At 55.9% G+C, this 16,509-nt stretch carries 14 protein-coding genes; 3 read left to right on the top strand and 11 right to left on the bottom strand.

Annotation, left to right across the window (positions count from 1 at the left end):
• Positions 1 to 14: 14 nt before the first annotated feature.
• From ABE504_RS19985 to ABE504_RS20005, 5 genes are all read right to left on the bottom strand, one after another.
• The gene (locus ABE504_RS19985; protein ID WP_430092112.1) at positions 15 to 2,384 is read right to left on the bottom strand and encodes an AraC family transcriptional regulator; all 2,370 of its coding nucleotides are present in this window, start codon (positions 2,382 to 2,384) and stop codon (positions 15 to 17) included.
• Between the two features lie 121 nt (positions 2,385 to 2,505).
• Positions 2,506 to 4,032 (bottom strand): extracellular solute-binding protein, encoded by a 1,527-nt coding sequence (locus ABE504_RS19990; RefSeq protein ID WP_430091909.1) that lies wholly within the window; start codon positions 4,030 to 4,032, stop codon positions 2,506 to 2,508.
• 37 nt (positions 4,033 to 4,069) lie between these two features.
• The gene (locus tag ABE504_RS19995) at positions 4,070 to 4,942 is read right to left on the bottom strand and encodes a carbohydrate ABC transporter permease (RefSeq protein ID WP_430091911.1); all 873 of its coding nucleotides are present in this window, start codon (positions 4,940 to 4,942) and stop codon (positions 4,070 to 4,072) included.
• Between the two features lie 4 nt (positions 4,943 to 4,946).
• Complete coding sequence (locus tag ABE504_RS20000; protein ID WP_430091912.1) at positions 4,947 to 5,843, bottom strand: ABC transporter permease; 897 nt, start codon at positions 5,841 to 5,843, stop codon at positions 4,947 to 4,949.
• Positions 5,844 to 6,069: 226 nt separating this feature from the next.
• Positions 6,070 to 7,566, bottom strand: coding sequence for a DHA2 family efflux MFS transporter permease subunit (locus ABE504_RS20005; RefSeq protein WP_430091914.1), 1,497 nt, complete (start codon positions 7,564 to 7,566; stop codon positions 6,070 to 6,072).
• A gap of 125 nt (positions 7,567 to 7,691) precedes the next feature.
• Between ABE504_RS20005 and ABE504_RS20010 the strand changes: the two genes are divergently transcribed.
• Positions 7,692 to 8,246 (top strand): PadR family transcriptional regulator, encoded by a 555-nt coding sequence (locus ABE504_RS20010; protein WP_430091915.1) that lies wholly within the window; start codon positions 7,692 to 7,694, stop codon positions 8,244 to 8,246.
• A 612-nt stretch (positions 8,247 to 8,858) separates the two neighbouring features.
• Here the strand turns inward: ABE504_RS20010 and ABE504_RS20015 are convergent.
• From ABE504_RS20015 to ABE504_RS20035, 5 genes are all read right to left on the bottom strand, one after another.
• On the bottom strand, positions 8,859 to 9,311 hold the full coding sequence (locus ABE504_RS20015; protein ID WP_430091917.1) for an SRPBCC family protein: 453 nt from the start codon (positions 9,309 to 9,311) through the stop codon (positions 8,859 to 8,861).
• A gap of 44 nt (positions 9,312 to 9,355) precedes the next feature.
• The gene (locus ABE504_RS20020) at positions 9,356 to 9,856 is read right to left on the bottom strand and encodes a GAF domain-containing protein (RefSeq protein ID WP_430091919.1); all 501 of its coding nucleotides are present in this window, start codon (positions 9,854 to 9,856) and stop codon (positions 9,356 to 9,358) included.
• 83 nt (positions 9,857 to 9,939) lie between these two features.
• The gene (gene araD / locus ABE504_RS20025; RefSeq protein ID WP_430091921.1) at positions 9,940 to 10,629 is read right to left on the bottom strand and encodes an L-ribulose-5-phosphate 4-epimerase; all 690 of its coding nucleotides are present in this window, start codon (positions 10,627 to 10,629) and stop codon (positions 9,940 to 9,942) included.
• A 145-nt stretch (positions 10,630 to 10,774) separates the two neighbouring features.
• Entirely contained in the window at positions 10,775 to 11,998 is a 1,224-nt protein-coding gene (locus ABE504_RS20030; RefSeq protein WP_430091923.1) for an S-layer homology domain-containing protein, read from the bottom strand.
• Positions 11,999 to 12,191: 193 nt separating this feature from the next.
• Positions 12,192 to 12,644 (bottom strand): hypothetical protein, encoded by a 453-nt coding sequence (locus ABE504_RS20035; RefSeq protein ID WP_430091924.1) that lies wholly within the window; start codon positions 12,642 to 12,644, stop codon positions 12,192 to 12,194.
• A 225-nt stretch (positions 12,645 to 12,869) separates the two neighbouring features.
• On the opposite strand from ABE504_RS20035, the gene ABE504_RS20040 reads away from it, so the two are divergent.
• Together ABE504_RS20040 and ABE504_RS20045 are read left to right on the top strand one after the other, a co-directional pair.
• A complete protein-coding gene (locus tag ABE504_RS20040) occupies positions 12,870 to 13,442 on the top strand; it encodes an RNA polymerase sigma factor (RefSeq protein WP_430091926.1) in 573 nt (190 codons plus the stop codon).
• The gene (locus ABE504_RS20045; RefSeq protein ID WP_430091928.1) at positions 13,423 to 14,754 is read left to right on the top strand and encodes a hypothetical protein; all 1,332 of its coding nucleotides are present in this window, start codon (positions 13,423 to 13,425) and stop codon (positions 14,752 to 14,754) included. The genes ABE504_RS20040 and ABE504_RS20045 overlap by 20 nt, the downstream gene beginning before the upstream one ends.
• An 84-nt stretch (positions 14,755 to 14,838) precedes the next feature.
• On the opposite strand, the gene ABE504_RS20050 is transcribed toward ABE504_RS20045, so the two are convergent.
• Positions 14,839 to 16,461 (bottom strand): helix-turn-helix domain-containing protein, encoded by a 1,623-nt coding sequence (locus ABE504_RS20050; protein WP_430091929.1) that lies wholly within the window; start codon positions 16,459 to 16,461, stop codon positions 14,839 to 14,841.
• Between the last annotated feature and the right edge of the window lie 48 nt (positions 16,462 to 16,509).

Below are 16,509 nucleotides of genomic sequence, written 5' to 3' on the forward strand. Positions count from 1 at the left end.
TCAGGCCCTCCCCTCTACTCTTCTGTATCCGTTCCCTTCTCCATCGTCAGCTCGCGGTATTGGCTTGGCGTGATGCCTTCCTGCTTTTTGAAAATCCGGTTGAAATACGTCGGCTGATACCCCACGGCTTCCGCAATGTCGTTAATTTTGTAATCCGTTTCCGCGAGCAGCTCCTTCGAGCGATGAATGCGGACATCGGTCAAATAGTTAATAAAATTGATTCCCGTCGCTTTCTTAAACGCTTTGCTCAGCGTCAGCGGCGTCAGGTTATGCTCATCCGCAAACTGATCGAGCGACAAATCTGCCGCGTAATTACGCTGAATCTCGTCTACGACCTTGGAGATCGCCTGTTTCAGGCGGATGTCCTGCTTTTCAAAATCCTGCCGAATACGCTGCACATACGGAACGATCACCCGCTCCCGCAGCACGTCAATCATCTCGCCGATTTCCGTCGAGGACGCCAGCTCCTCCCGAATGCTGAACGACTCGTCCTCGAAAGGATTGTAGCCGTTCTTGAGCAGACCGAACTGCAAGTTGCCATACAGCTGCAGCATCCCCTGCTGGAACAAGTACTCCTTCGTCGTATGCTCCTTCAGCTCACGGCTGAACCGCTCGAGCGCCTGCACCGCCTGCTCTTCCTGCACATCCCGGATCGCCTGGAGCAGCTCCTGCTCTGCAGCGAACGGATACTGCACACCGCTGCCCGGCTGCGCTTCGAAGTCCTCCGCGTTCAGCACTTGCTTCGGCGCATCGAGATCCCGGTAGCGCACGATCCGGTTCACTTCCTCCCACGCCTCAGGAATCGCGGCGACATCCAGCACTATTTTACTGATACAAATCGTCGTCGACGTCTGTAAAAAGCGGTGCAGCACGCCCGCCATCTCCTCAGCGATCCGGTACAGCTCGTCCCCGCGTTCGCCCAGCGGATCGTACTGCGGACAGCCGAGCAGCACACAGATGGAGAGATCGTGCAGGTTGATGATCTCGTACGGAAACGGGCTGATCCTCATAATATCCTGCGCAATGTTCACCGCGGCAAAAGAAATGAGCCCGCTATCCCGTTGCTGAAACCGACCACTCGCCTGGGACAAGCCATGAAACCGGATGCCCAGTGTCACATAGCCGACGCCCTCGGTTTCCCAGCCAAACACGCGCAGCCGCTCCTCCAGTTCCACCGGCTTCGCCGATTGCAGCCGGCCCTGCAGCAACTGCAGCAGGAAGCCTTCCTTCATCGCCGGCATCTGCTGCTCTAACCGCTGCTCGAGCGTACGGCTTTCAAAATTGACGCGCTTCCACGCATCCGCAATGAACGCAATTTCATCCAACGCCTCCGACTCTGCGGGGGCGTCGGTGCGGAACATTTTGGTCAACGATTGAATCGGTTGGTACAGCTTGCGCGAGACGATGACCGCCGTCACCACGGCAATGAGCAATCCGATGAGCCCCAACACGTACACGAAGGTGGAAGCCGCAATGACCGGGGAATTCAGCTTGTCCAGGGAATCCACCGTGACAAAGGTCCATGGCTTGCCCAGCCTTTTAAAAGATGCGTAAGATACGGAATAGTTGGCATGATCGCCTTTGTAGACGAACGAACCCTTCCCAGCCGCCGCTTTCTCCACAAGCTCCAGCACCTCTTGCTGCGTGTAAGCCATGACTGCTGATTTGGCGGAGCTGCCCAGCGGTTCTCCTGCCTCGTCCATCACGAACGTCCACCCGTTCTCATCCAGACTGGATACGTTCAGCATTTGCGCGACGCCGCTCGGCTTCAAATAGATGACCAACGCGCCGAACGGCTCGATGCTATCCGCCGGCAGCTGATAGACCAGGCTGAGCGTGTTCTTCTCCGGCGAGCCGGCCGATGCGACCGTGCTGAACGCCGGCAGCCAAGCTGCCGAGTTATCTGCCTTCAGCAAATGATGAAAACGAGGTTTATCCGCATCCTTCAGCTCGATGGTGCCGCTATTGTCCGTATAGACGACGCCCGGTCGATCCAAGTAAAGGTACACCTGCTCGATCAGCGGATTGGATTCTTTCATCAGCAGCAAATCCGTGTAAATATTACGAATAAATTCATAGTCGTAAAAGGTTTCCAAGCTTTTCAGCTTCACCCCGAACTCCCGGTTGAACGCCCACTGTGTGGAGATTTTCTCAAGGTAGGATAAAGCGTCATCCATCCGCTGCGCCGACAGAGCGACTTGATGGTCCCTAGAGCTTGCTACCATGCTTTCCATCTGCTTGGTCCCGATCCACTTCACCCCGGAGGCAATCACAATGGTCGGGAGACAGACGGCAAGCAGAATGATGAGTAAGCTTTTTCGATACATCCGCTGTTTAAACCATGAGAACTTTCTCATATGCTGAAGAGAGGCCTTCCACTTCATCAACTAAGACCCTCTCCTTCCTGTAAAAATGATTGGTGTGGCTCAGTACAATAGGGCCATTTTATCATCTCGGACGGAAGGCACCAAGCTTGTCGAATCGTGTCCGGCCCCGCATCACGGCTTATTTGCCTTGTCTTTTCTTATAATCGTCATTGAATTCGGCGATGATTTTCTGGTACTGCGCATCCGATTTCAGCCCGGCGATGTACGTATCCCATGCCTCGATCGGCTCGCGTCCGAGAATGATTTTGATTTTCAAATCCTGTGTGCGCTTATCGTAGTCGATCCCGACTTTGTTTTGCGTATCGGAAGTCAGGCCAACAGACGGATCGCCTTTAGCAACCTTGGACAACTCATCGATAATGCTCATATTGCGTTTCAAGAAATCCGCCGGAATGCCTGTTTGGTACGCGAAGGCGTATTTGTCCGTGCTTTGGAAAATCGGGAAAATAACGCCGGTATACGATTTCGCCTTCTCCGTAAACAAGTACATACCGTCTTGAACATTGTAATGTTCACCTTTGAAGCCGAAGTTCGCCATCACGCTGCCTTCTTCGGAAGCGCCGTAGTCCATAAAGGCCAGGATCTTCTTCAGCTTGTCTTCCTTCACCGTCTTCGGAATGACCCAGAACCCGTAAGCTCCGCTGCCCTTCGGCGCGTATTTGCCGGCTGGTCCTTCAAGATACGGCAGCGCCAGCAGATCCGCCTTCGGATTCGTCGCCCGCATCTGGCCTGTCAGCAGCCAAGTCGGCTTGATCGCCTCTGTGAAAATGCCCGCTTTGTTCGTTGTGATGCCCTCGCGCACCTGCGTCGACTTCAGCGTCGGAAAGTCCGGTGCGAGAAGCCCTTCACTATACACTTTCTTGAGCCAAAGCAACGCGTCGCGCGTGCCCGGTTCAAAGGTCGTATCGATGAGCTTGCCGTCCTGCTCCTTCCATTTACCGTAGTTGCCGTTGAGCAGCGACTCGACCCAGCCGAGATTCCCCATGTTGTACTGACCGACAGAAGCGATCAGGCCGATGGTGTCCTTTTTGCCATTGCCGTCTGGATCTTTCTCTGTAAAAGCCTTCATCACGTTATACATATCGTCGAGCGTCTTCGGCTGCTGGAGCCCGAGCTGGTCAAGCCAGTCTTTGCGGACGATCGGCATGCCTTCGGTGCCGTACAGGGGGCGAACGAACGGTATTCCGTAATTTTTACCGTTAAGACTGGTGTTTTTCCAGCTTTCCGCCGGATACGCGCTGAGGTTCTTGTAGTCTTTGATGTACGGTGTCAAATCCCAGAACGCGCCCTGATCGGCCATTTTCCGCACCTGTGCTTGGAACGGGTCGCGAAGCAGCAGCAGCTCAGGCAGATCGCCGGATGCAAGCGTGACGTTCGTTTTGTCCGTATAGTTGTTCGAGGACACCCAATCGATTTTCAGCTTGGTGTTGGTGCGCTTCTCGATTTCGAGGCGAATCGGATCCTGCTCGCTCGGCGGCTCCGGGGAGAAATAGTCGGACATGATGCTGATTTCCGTCGGCTTGCCGGTATCCGCTGCTGCGTTGCCAGTTGCCGCAGGCTGTTCGTCGTTGCTGCCGCACGCGGTCAGCACCCCCGTCAATCCGATGATACAGGATAATGCGGCTGCGCTTGTTTTTCTTTTCATCGACCAAACCCTCCTAATAGGCTTATTATAGTATGTCTCATTCCTTGACGGAGCCGATCATGGCCCCTTTCGCAAAATGCTTTTGCAGGAATGGATAGACCAGCAGAATCGGCACTGTCGCCACGACGACGGCTGCCATTTTGATCGTTTCGCTCGGCAGCTGCAGATCACTGCCCTGCGACATCGAACCGCCCATAGCGGTCGAGGAATCGACGATCATGTTACGCAGAAGCATTTGAAGCGGCCATTTGTGATAATCGTTGATGTAGAGCATCGCGTTAAAGAACGTATTCCAGTACCCCACCGCGAAAAAGAGTCCAAACGCCACCATCGACGGAATCGACAGCGGAAGAATAATTCTCGTCCAGACGCCGATTTCGTTGCAGCCATCGATCGTCGCCGCTTCCTGGAGCGCATCCGGAATGCTGTCGTAGAAGCCTTTCATGAGGAGAACGTACCAGCCGCTTGTCATGACCGGGATAATGAGCGACCATAAGCTATTAATCAAGCCCAGCTGCTTCACCAGCAAATAGTCCGGGATGATGCCCGCCTGGAATAAGGTGGTCAAGAGGACGAGCAGCATGAGCACTCTGCGGCCTTTGAGTCTTTTGCGGGACAGGGTGTACGAGAAGCTCGACGTGAGCAGGATGGAAATCAGCGTTCCTACAATCGCAAGAAAGCCGCTGACGCCGATGGCACTAACGAATGCTTTTGTCGAAAAAATATAGCGATACGACACGATGCTCCAATGCTGCGGAAAAAGGACAAAGCCTTTGGAAATATACTCGTCTGCCGCTGTGAACGATACCGCGAAGACGTAGTACAGCGGAAACACGGTCACAATCCCGATTAGTGAGAGCAGGGTTACGTTCGCAATGGTAAAGGTGCGGTCGGCTTTGGTCGGTTTCATGCGGTCAGTACACCCCTTCCTCGCCCAGCTTTTTGACGACTTTGTTCGCGATCACGACCAGAATGAGGCCGGTCACGGACTTGAACAAGCCGACAGCCGTGCTGTAGCTGAATTCACCTTGCTGAATGCCGATGCGGTACACGTACGTGTCGAACACGTCCGCTACGTTGGAGACGGCGCCGTTCATCATGAGCAGCACTTGCTCGAAGCCGACGTCCATCATATGCCCGATGCGCAGCACCAGCAGGATGACGATGACGTTGCGGATCGACGGTAACGTGATGTGCCACATTTGGCGGAATCGACCTGCGCCGTCCATTTTCGCCGCTTCATAGAGCTGCGGGTCGATGCCCGCAATGGCGGCAAGGAACAGAATCGTGCCCCAGCCTGCGTCCTTCCAAATGTTTTGTGCCGTGAGCAGCAGCCAGAACAGCTTGGGGCTCGTCAGAAAATCAAAGGCCGGAAATCCGCCGGCGATGAGCAGCTTGTTAATGATGCCGGATCCTTGCGAAAGCAGCAGGAACGAGATGCCGACAATAATGACCCAGGACAGAAAATGCGGCATGTAGATAATCGTCTGGATCAGCTTTTTGAAAATCTCGTTCTTCAACTCGTTGAGCAGAATCGCCAAGATAATCGGAATCGGAAAATACAGGAACAAGCTCATCAGCGAGATCGCCAGCGTGTTGCGGAACAGATGAAAAAAGTCCGGATTCGTAAACAACCGGTGAAAGTTCTCGAAGCCCACCCACGGACTGTCGAGGAACCCTTGGTACGGCGAATAGTCCTTGAAGGCAATCGCGACGCCCCACATCGGCACATACTTAAAGATGATAAAAAACAAAACGCCCGGCACGGCCAACAGGTATAAATATTTGTCTCTTTTGAGGCTATATGCCATTAACGTCCCTCCCTACCCTTGATGAATCGGTTGCGCTGAACCTAGACCCATCATAGGAGGCTGCTGAATTGCCGGCAATAACACATTTCTCCCTGCGCTTTTGGCAGGGGATTGCACGTTTTATCCCCTTGCACTTTTTATCTGGCGGGGGCGTGAGGCGTTCTATAGGGCTGAAAATAGGAAAAAAAAGCATCTCCCCGGTCGGGAGATGCTTTTACATGTTGTGCTACGCCTGCGCGACTTGCTCCTGAAGCCCAGCTTGCTTGGATGGCTTGGAGGTGTCCGGCTTCGGCGCGGATGGTTTGAGTTTACCGATGAAGAAGGCAAGCGGTAGTGCAACCAGAACGATGATCGTCGCGATCGTGTAGACGTCGTTGACGCTCATGGTGAACGCCATCGCGCCTGCATGCTGCTGGTTCGTGTCGCCGCCGGCCATCAGCGTTTTGGCATGATCGACAGAGCGGGAAGACAGGAGAGTTGTAAAAATAGCAATCGCGAAAGATCCGAACACGTTGCGGATCCAGTTCGAGATCGAGGAAGCATGCCCGGACAGATGCCGCGGGATTGTTTCCATGGACGCGTTGCTCGCCGGCATCATCACCATGCCGATCCCGAGGTTACGTACAACCATCCACCAGACAATGTAGCTGTGCGGAATGTCAATGCTGCCCCAGCTCAACATGAAGGAGCCTAGCGCCAGCAGCACGATGCCGCAGACCATGAGCCAACGCGGCCCAATGGACGTATAGAGCTTGCCGATAATCGGCATGACAAGCGCCATCGCAAGGGAAGCTGGCAGCAGGATGAGCCCGGTATCCATCGCGGATACCTGCTGGATGCGCTGCAGGAACAACGGCGTGAGCAGCGTACCGGAGTACAGGCTGATCGTCAGGATCACTGTAATGATCACATTAAGGGTATAGCGGCTATATTTAAATACTTGTAAATTCAGCAGTGGCGTATCCGTTGTGAGCTGGCGCCAGATGAAGGCGATGAGCATGACCACGCCCACGGCGAACAGAGCCAGAACTTTACCGGACGTCCACCCCCACGTATGTCCTTGCCCCAGGGCAAGAAGCAGCGTCGAAGAGCTTCCCAATACGGTGATAAAGCCGAAACCGTCAAATTTTTTGGGAACACTGAGACGGTAATACGGAATGTAACGTACTACTAAGAAGGTTGCGATAAGGCCGATTGGAATGTTCATCAGGAACAGCCATTGCCACGCGAAGTTTTGCAGCAGCCAGCCGCTGAATGTCGGCCCGATGGCCGGCGCCAGCATGGAGGCAAGCGACCAAAGTGCAATCGCCATTGCTTGCCTTTCACGCGGTACGACTTGGTAGACAATCGCCATGGACGCCGGCAGAATCAAGCCGCTGAACGTCCCCTGCAAAATCCGGAACGCGATCAGGGAATACGGATCCCAAGCGAGCGCACATAGGCAGGATGCGACGGTAAAGCCGATAATGGAGACGAAGAATAGGCGCTTGTAGCTGAATTTTTCGCCTAAGTAGCCGACAATCGGTGCAAATGTGCCCATCGCCAGCATGAAGCCGGTTAGCGTCCACTGAATCGTGCCCAGGCTTGTGGTAAAATGATCTTGTAAAATCGGCAGCGCAATATTAATCGTACTCGATGCCAGTACGCACAGGAACGATCCGACAAATATAGCAATCATAATCGGCCAAAACTTGACTGCCGGTTGTTGCTCAGTTGCTTGCATGATGGTTTCGCCTCTCTCTTCTCTTTACGATATGTCTTTATTTACATATAATTATGCCGTGAACTATCGTACACCAAATGCAAGATAATGTCTATGTCAAAATTGATATATGGAAAGGATTTTTCATGAATACGCTATCCTACGGACTGCTGAGCATGCTTACGTTTGCTTCTTATTCCGGTTATGATTTGATGCAAAAAATCCAGCCGTTCTGGCCCGCGAAGCACAGCCAAATTTATCCGCTCCTCGCCCAGTTGGAGCGCGACGGCTACATCCAGCACGAGCTTGTCGTTCAGCCCGACAAGCCCGATAAGAAAGTGCATTCCTTAACCGATCGCGGCCGGCAGGCGTTGGCGGAATGGTTGTCCCAGCCGGCTTGTCCGCCGGTGACGCGCGACGAGCTGAGCTTGAAGCTGTTTTGCATGAAAGAGGGCGATCCCGCCGATATCCAGCGGTTGTTGGAGCAGCGTGTGGCATACTGCCGTGAGAAGTTGGTGTGGTTCCACGCCAAGTCGGAGCTGTATGCCCACGAGCGGATGGACTCGTCGCCCGGTATCGTGCTGCTGATGCGGCGCGCGCTGTTCAGCTTCCAGTCCGAGCTGGACTGGGCGGAATGGGCGCTGAAGGAGCTGCGGGGCGAGGGGTGGCGCGGAGGTGGTGAGTGTTGCACGGGAGACTGATGAACGTGGAAAACGCAGGCACTTGTCTGGCGCAGTTGGTGATAAGTGCGCGCGCGGGCCAGGAGTTACCGGTACGGCGGCGGCTAGCCGTGTGAGCTTCTACCATTAAGAGGGGTGAACCACTCTTAATTTGTGATTTTGGCGGACTTACCATGAAATAAGAGGGGGTGAACCACTCTTATTTCATGCTGCAAGCGCCATTGCCGCCCGTTTTCACTAAAATAGAGGTGGCTAGTCCCTCTTATTTGGCGAATGGGCCGGCATTCTTATCCAATAAGAGTGGTTTCCCCCTCTTATTGGATTGCTGCAACGCGCGGTTCACAGAGACGCGTGGCAGCAGCACCTCGCCGCCCCGGCGCAGCGCAGTGCGAAGAGCAAGATCGGCGTTGAACCACGCCACCCAGTCAAACACAAAAAAACTTGCCGCCGCTCAAACGTGAGCGGTTCGGCAAGTTTTTTTTCACATGAGCGCAAGGGAGCGAGGGCCTGTGCTATCGGGCAGCCAAGACGTAAACACAGATGCAGACACAGGCGCGTACCGCAGATGCACCGCGGCCCCGTCGCAATCGCGGACAGATCCGCGCCGTCGGGCCGGTCTCTCCGCGCAGCCGGCTACCCCCGCGCCACGTGCGCGTCCGGCGCCTTGTCGCCGACCAGGCCAAGCACGAGGCCGTGCTCCAGGTAGGCTTTCAGCCCGCAGAGCACAATCGTGAAGCCCTCGGTTGCATCGAGGGCTTGCTGCACAGCATCCTCCCCGGTGAAGCCGGAGTTGGTGATCGTGACGATCGTCTCGTACACCGAACGCGGCGTGAACGTCCATTCGACGCGAGAACCGAAGTCGACGACGATCTTGCGGTTTTCCTCAAGCTCGAGCACCTTCACATCCGCAGCGGCACCGTACATTTCCCACTCCCAGCGCACGGTCTGGCCCAGCGCCAAGCTGCCGCTGCTGCGCGTGAACCAGAACTTCGTCGTCAGCTCAGGCTGAGTAAAAGCTTGAAACACCTCGGCAACCGGTTTACGAAACATCATTTCCACTTTTGCAACTGGCACAGAACTCGACATGGATAAGATCCTCTCCCTCTCGTATCAAATCGTACAACTTGTACTTACAACCCCGCGCCAAGCTTGGCAACAAACTGCTCCAGATACTGCTGATCGACCGCGTCAAACCGATCCACCCGCGGGCTATCGATATCCAGCACGCCGATCAAGCGATCTCCTGCCACGAGGGGCACGACGATCTCCGATCGCGATGCCGCGTCGCAGGCGATATGCCCGGGGAACGCGTGCACGTCAGGCACAAGCACCGTTTCGCGGCGAGCTGCGGACGTCCCGCAGACCCCGCGGCCGAACGGGATTCGCACGCAGGCCGGCAGGCCTTGGAACGGCCCCAGTACAAGCTCTTCTTTACCAGCAGCCGCCAGAGCCTCATCCACCAGGTAGAATCCCACCCAGTTAATGTCCTGCAAAAATTGCCCGAGCAGCGCAGCCCCGTTCGCCAGATTGGCGATCAGGTTCGTCTCGTCATGAATCAGCGCTTCCAGCTGCCCCAGCAGCAATGTATATTGTTCCTCACGCGTACCGTCATAGTGGACTGGTGCAAACATCGAGTCATCATCCTTTTCATCATTGTGCACCTCTATCATAAAAGAAAAAAAGACAACCGGTCAAATAACCGATTGCCTTCCCTTTATTTTTGCCCGTAATAGGCGTTCGCCCCGTGCTTACGAAGAAAATGACGATCCAACAGCGTCTGGTCCATCGGCTGAATGTCAGGATTAAGCGTATACGTGCGGTACGCAATTTTCGCCACTTCTTCGACCACAACGGCGTTGTGGACGGCATTATGCGGGTCCGTTCCCCAACAGAACGGCGCATGGCAGTACACCAGCACGCCCGGCACCATCGCGGGGTCGAGATCCTGAAACGTCTCGATAATAACATTCCCGGTCTCCAGCTCGTACGCACCTTTAATCTCCGCTTCCGTCATCGCCCGCGTACACGGTACCTCGCCGTAGAAATAATCCGCGTGCGTCGTCCCGAGCGCCGGAATCGCCCGCCCCGCCTGCGCCCAGCTCGTCGCCCACGGCGAATGCGTGTGTACGATGCCGCCCAGCGACGGGAACGCGCGGTACAGCGCCAGATGCGTCGGCGTATCCGATGACGGCTTCAGCCGCCCTTCCACCACCTCGCCCGCCAAGCTCAGCACGACCAAATCCTCCGCCCGCAGCGCCTCATACGGCACACCGCTCGGCTTGATCACCACAAGCCCCTGCTCGCGGTCGATCCCGCTGACATTGCCCCAAGTAAACGTCACCAGCCGATGCTTGGGCAAATCCAAGTTCGCTTCCAAAACCGCCTGCTTCAATGCTTCCAACACAAGCGCTCAACACCTTCCGTCAAATGTACGTACACTCATTATACACTTGTACGTACATGTTGACTAGATGTTCCCGGGATTTCTGCACCTACAACAATCTTGTATGTACAAAAACAACACGAACGGCGCCTCCCACTTTACACTACTACGTATGAATAATCGAAAACACGATCGTCTTCCCGTCCGCTTCCAGCCGCGTCTCGACCGAGAAGCTGCCGATCTGCTTCGTCGTCGTCTCCAGATTGCCTTTGGCCGAAGCTTCCGCGCAGGCCGCGGTAAACTGCCGATAAAAAATATCGGCGTCATACCCGAACAGGAAATCCGTAAATTTACGGATGCTTTCCGTATTGCGCGCGAGTGCTCCGTCCTGCAAGCGGACGGTCACGCCGTAGGTGGCGAACTGCGGGTCCAGCCACAGCGAGACTTCGCTGCTGTTTCGCGCTTCCGCGGTCGCGCCGCTTAACGCCTTATTTTTCGCCTCCGCATTCTCGAACAGACGCAGCGTCGTCTCCTCCAGATCATAGTTCGTACCCCGCAGCTTGCCTGCCGCCTCCATGACCTCATACGCCTGCAGCATCCGCTCATCCGGAAAAATCAGCTTCTTATAGCTGCCATCCTTCGTGGGCACGACCTTCACGTAGCCCTCGCCCACACTGTCGACGTTCAGCCGCTTTGACTTGTCCTGCAGCCGGGCAATGATTTCCAGCGCCTCCGCGCGCGTCACATACCGGCCAACGCCGAAGTATCCGTTCGGATACCCTTCCATGATGCCTTTGGTCAGGGCTTCGCCGATGAATTTTTGCTGTCTGGCCGTGGCGCTCTGCAAATCCCCAAACCGCGCAGCCGCCCGCAGGCTGTACGTCTCATCTTCCAGATACTCCGTTTCCTTCATTAAATAGTACAAAATCTCCGCGACATCCTCCCGCTTCAGCGCCGCCTTGTAATCCGCAAATTGCCCCTTGGAGATAAAATGCAGATCCGTCGCCAGGTCCAGATACGGCTTCGCCCAATACCCGACCGTGCTCGGCTTGAACGTAAAGTCCCGGTAATCCTGCTGCAAAATGCTCTGATTGCTCGCGCTCAGCGCTCCCAGAAAGGAGCTCTTCCATTTCCGCTCCCCGTTCGGGTACAGATCGGTGTAGGCGAGCAGCGCGATTTTTACAAATTGATCCGCCGTCACCGTCTCATCGGGCCGGAACGTCCCGTCCGGAAAGCCGTCCAGCAGTCCCTGCTGCCCCATCACAGAGATCGTTGGCTCTGCCCAATGTCCGCGTGTATCCGTGAATCCGGCCGCAGCCGCTGAGCTCCCCCCTGCCGTCAGCATCCCGGCGATAACCAATGTCGAAACCCATGTATGCCATCGTTTCATTGTCGTATTTGCTCCGCTTCTGTCTAATTTTCGGTAGGTACCATCCTATAGGATAATCTTTCCGCATCCCTTTGAGAACGGGCTTTAAGCCCAACTCTTGCGCCCTGCGAGGCCCTAAGCTTCCTGGGACCAGCGCCATGAGAAAACAAAAAGAACCTCACCCTCCACCTAGGTAGAAAGTAAGGTTCCGCTGCTAACTGCCGAGTTTGCGGCCTGCGCCGACGGTTCGCTGCGAGTTGTAATAGCGCATCCAATCGACAAAATATATCATTTTCGACAAATAATCCGGTCCACTCCCTTGCAGATACGCATACTTCTCGTCCTGAAGCAGCTGATGCAGCTCGTACGCTTTCACGTACAGAGCCTTAGTAAACGCCTCTTCCGTCTGCGGCTTGTGCAGATCCGACCCGCGCGACAGCTCAATCTCCTCGATGACCGCTCCGCGATAGTAGGGATGCACGTCCACGAGATAACCTTTCTCCACGTAAGCCAGGCCGGTGAACTCCCACGGAAGCCAGATCAGATTCGTCTTGTGATCCTCCAGCTTTACCGTGTGAACCAAGCCCTGATTCAGGGCGATCGGCTGCGGATAGTTGCTGATATGACCGGACCGGATATGATCCGCAATATGTTCAACGAAATTCATGCTGCTCTTCCTCTCGCCTACCGTTTCTCTTGCTTATAGTATTCGCCTGGGGATCGACAAAATCCTCCATAATCCAAGCCAGCGCCGCACAGAATTTACTTCCGTTTTCTGGGAATAGGGCTTAAACTGAAGGTGGGGTGCGAATGGTATAAAGGGATTTTTTTTATTTTGAAAAATGTAAACCTTTCTAGCCCCTCCTGCGTCTATTTAAAAGAGGTGAGAAATTTGGAAACCACGGGTGTTCATGTTTTTGACTATTTGAAATACATATCCGAGACGACGGATCAAAAGACGATCCTGCGCAATCTGATGGAAACGTACGGGAACGATGTCTGGAATTATGCCTTCAGCATTTGCCGCAACCGGGATACCGCTGACGATATTACCCAGGACACTTTTCTGAAAGTATACCGCAATCTGACGACTTTTCGAGGCGATGCCGCTGTCAAAACGTGGCTGCTGACGATCACGCGCAATACCGCCTACGACTACCTGCGCAAAGCGTTCTGGCGCAAGGTCACGCTGGTCGGATTCATTCAATCCGGCGGCACTTCGCAATCGGCGGAAAATGAAGCCGTGGAGCAGCTCTATGCCAGTGACATTTGGAAAAAGGTGCTGACGCTGTCGCCCAAATACCGCGAGATTCTCATTCTGCATGCGCATTACCACCTTACCACCAAGGAAATGGCAGCGGTCCTCGGCATCTCCGAAGGCACTGTGAAATCGAGGCTCCACCACGCCAGGCTAAAAGCGCTTAGCTTGAAGGAGCGTGAAACGCTTGAGCACGAACCCTCCTGAGCAGGATGATTTCCAGCAAGAGCTGGAATCTGAACCGCTGCGGCGGGAGGGCTTTACACCCCGGCTGCAGCACAAGATCGAAGACAGAATCCGGCGGTCTGAGCGTATAAAAATCAAGGTAAAACCCCTGTTGATCGCAACCGGGTTTGGCACTTTTCTTCTGGCTGCTGTGCTTTTTCCATGGAGCAGCCTCCATACTCGCAGCGATGCGGCTGCGCTGCTGAACAGCCCGGTGCCGGCTGAAGCGTCGTACAGCTCGCTTCCCGCGCCGGTGCCGATCTCCACGGCGCTGCTCATCGGGCTCCGCACGGAGCATGAGCCGGCAGTAGCCGGCGGCACGGACGGACGCCCGAAAGGTCTGCGCTACAGCACGTATCGCACGATGCTGATTGCCCCGATTCGCGGGCAGCTGCGCAAGACGTCCGAAGGCTCCGGTATTTTGATGCCGTATAAGCAAAATTTCTGGAAAATCGATTCGCTCACGCAACCGACCAAAATGGGCGAAATCCGCTATTTATCCGCGCGATTAGCGGATCAGCCGGCTGGGCCGGAGCGGCCGACGGCGGATAACGCCGCAGGAGCTGGCGCTGCAACGGGAACCGACGCGTTCAACCACGTGGAAACGCTGCTGTTCGCCGGCAACCAGTACTTGTCCATCGCCGAGTCCCAGAACGCGTGGGACGGCACGTCTGCCCGCCAGGGCGATCGCCTCTGGGTGCGCACGCTGCCGCAGCTTAAGGAAAACCAAGGCCGCGTCCTGCCGTTCGCCAAGAAGCCGGCGGCCGCGGACAAAAACCACGTGGCCCTCGTCGATCTCTACGGGGCCGGTCTTGGCGGCGAGCTGGCGCGTATTCCTCGCGCCATGCAAGCCGTGCCCGGCGAGATCACCGGGCAGAGCTGGGCGATCCAGCGCGAGCCCGGCCGCTGGGTCGGCAAAGTCGCCGAGACGCTGCCCGTCAGCGCCGTCTCGCCCGACCGCTACGTGATTCACGACTTCCCGAAGGAACTTCCGGATAAAGTCGTGAATCACGACGATCTCTGCTGCACGTGGACGGACATCCACGCAGCTTGGCCGGACGCGACGGATGCCTTGACGTCGCCGATGAACGATATGCTTGTCGTCTTCGAAGGCGGCAAGCTCAAGTTTTACCCCTACGGGCAGGCGCCGGGCAACGCCCCGCAGCTCACGATCGACCTGCAGCCGGGCGAGCAGCTCGTTATGGCCCAGTGGGCGACCGATCACTACGTGCAGGAGTGGGTCGACAAGGTCGCCCGCTACCTGCCGGAGCGCCCGATGGCCGCCGGGGAATAAAAAGAGCGTCCGCTGCAGCCTCCTTCTGGGGGCTGTGAGCGGACGCTCTTTTGTGTTGGGCGGGCTGCGTTTGTTCCAGTCGGGCTACCGCTCCCCCCACCGCTCCAGCTCGTCAATAATCTGATGCTGCCCGGTCGGCGCCCAGCTCATGCTCACCCAGTTCGGGATCAGCAGCGTCTGGTTCAGGTTGTACGCTTCTGCGCCGGTCCTGTCACTTCCATCAGCCTTGCCAACACGGCCCACCCTAGTCGCCTCTCCCGCACTGCCCTGCCAGACTGCTTTCGGCAGCAAGTCCTTGTCCTCCTCCGAATCCTGATACACGAGCAAATAATCGGTGTCAAAAGGCGCCAGACTCTCCAGGCTCATATCCTTAAGCCGCTGGTTCGGCGGCACGAAGCTGCCCGGCTGCAAGCCCAGCTCCGTATACAGCAAATTACTCAGCGGGTGGTCGATGCGCCCTTGCACCCGAATCCGCCCGTGCTGCAGCCGCACCAGGGAAATCGTTTGGCTGCCGATCGTTTGCGCAAGCCGCTTCCGCGCCGCCTCCACCCGAAGCTCCAGCTGACGGCAGGTCAACCTCGCCTCAGATTCTCGACCGACCAGCTCGGCCAACCGCATATAGGTGCTCCGCCAGTCCATCGTAAACCGCAGCATGACCGTCGGCGCAATCTGTCGCAGCCGCTCGTAGAGCGACAAATGGCGGGAGTCAGCCACAATGACGTCCGGACGGTATTCGCGCATTTGCTCCAGCTGGCACTCCATGAACCGCCGATCTTCTTCCGTCTCGATGCTCAAGTACGAGTCCAGCTCAAAGGCGTCTTCCAAGCCCAAGGAATACAAACAATCCTTGTACCGAAAACAAGACGCAGAAGCAACCCGAAGCTGCCTTCGTTTCACGAAGAGCGTCGGCGACAGGCCAACGGCCTTTTTGAACATCCGGCTAAAATAAAACTCGCTGCCCATGCCGACGGCCCCGGCTGCGGATTTGACCGAGCTCTCCGGAAGCTGAAGCAGCCGTTTAGCGGAATCGATGCGAATCTGGTTCAAATATTCGATCGGCGACACCTGCTTCGCCCTCTTGAAACTCCGCGAATATGAGGTTGGCGTCAGACCCGCGAGATCCGCCAAGGTGTCCAGCTTGATTTTTTCGCTGTAGTGTTCGTGCATGTAGCGGATCGTCCGTTCGATGCCGTTCTCCGCCTCTTGCATGCCCTGCACAGCTTGCTCCGCATCCGGCTCCGGCTCGCGCAGTTCATGAAGCAGAAGCTGGAAGCGCTGCTGCATGTCGGCATCGCTCGTCGCACGATGGCGATTCTCCTTATAGAGACGCTGCACGCCCTCAAGCATCGCCGGCCTCATTACGGCTTTTAGCGCATCGGATGGTTCCAGTACCTGCTGCTCACAGCTCCAGCCGCCCTTGCGCCTCGCCACGCTTAGCTCCCGCACCGCTAGCACATAGACCGCCAGACTGTCCGACTCCTGCAGAAAATCGACCTGCATCCCCGCACTCAGCCATACACACTGCCCCGGCTGCATCCGAATCGTTTGTCGCTCTGCGTAGAGACGGCCTTGACCCTGTTCCATAACGACAAGCAGATCCCCTGGAATTGTCTTCGCCCGCTGCCACACATTTCGCTTACGATAGCAGCGTTTATGGATGGAAGAAAGATAGATGAACGGATACCCGGGTCTTGAAACCGGATGCATGCACAGCCCCCCTTTGCAAGTTCGGAGTGAGAATCATTATCACTAATT

The organism is Paenibacillus oryzisoli, assembly GCF_050467285.1.
Classification (GTDB): domain Bacteria; phylum Bacillota; class Bacilli; order Paenibacillales; family NBRC-103111; genus Paenibacillus_E; species Paenibacillus_E oryzisoli_A.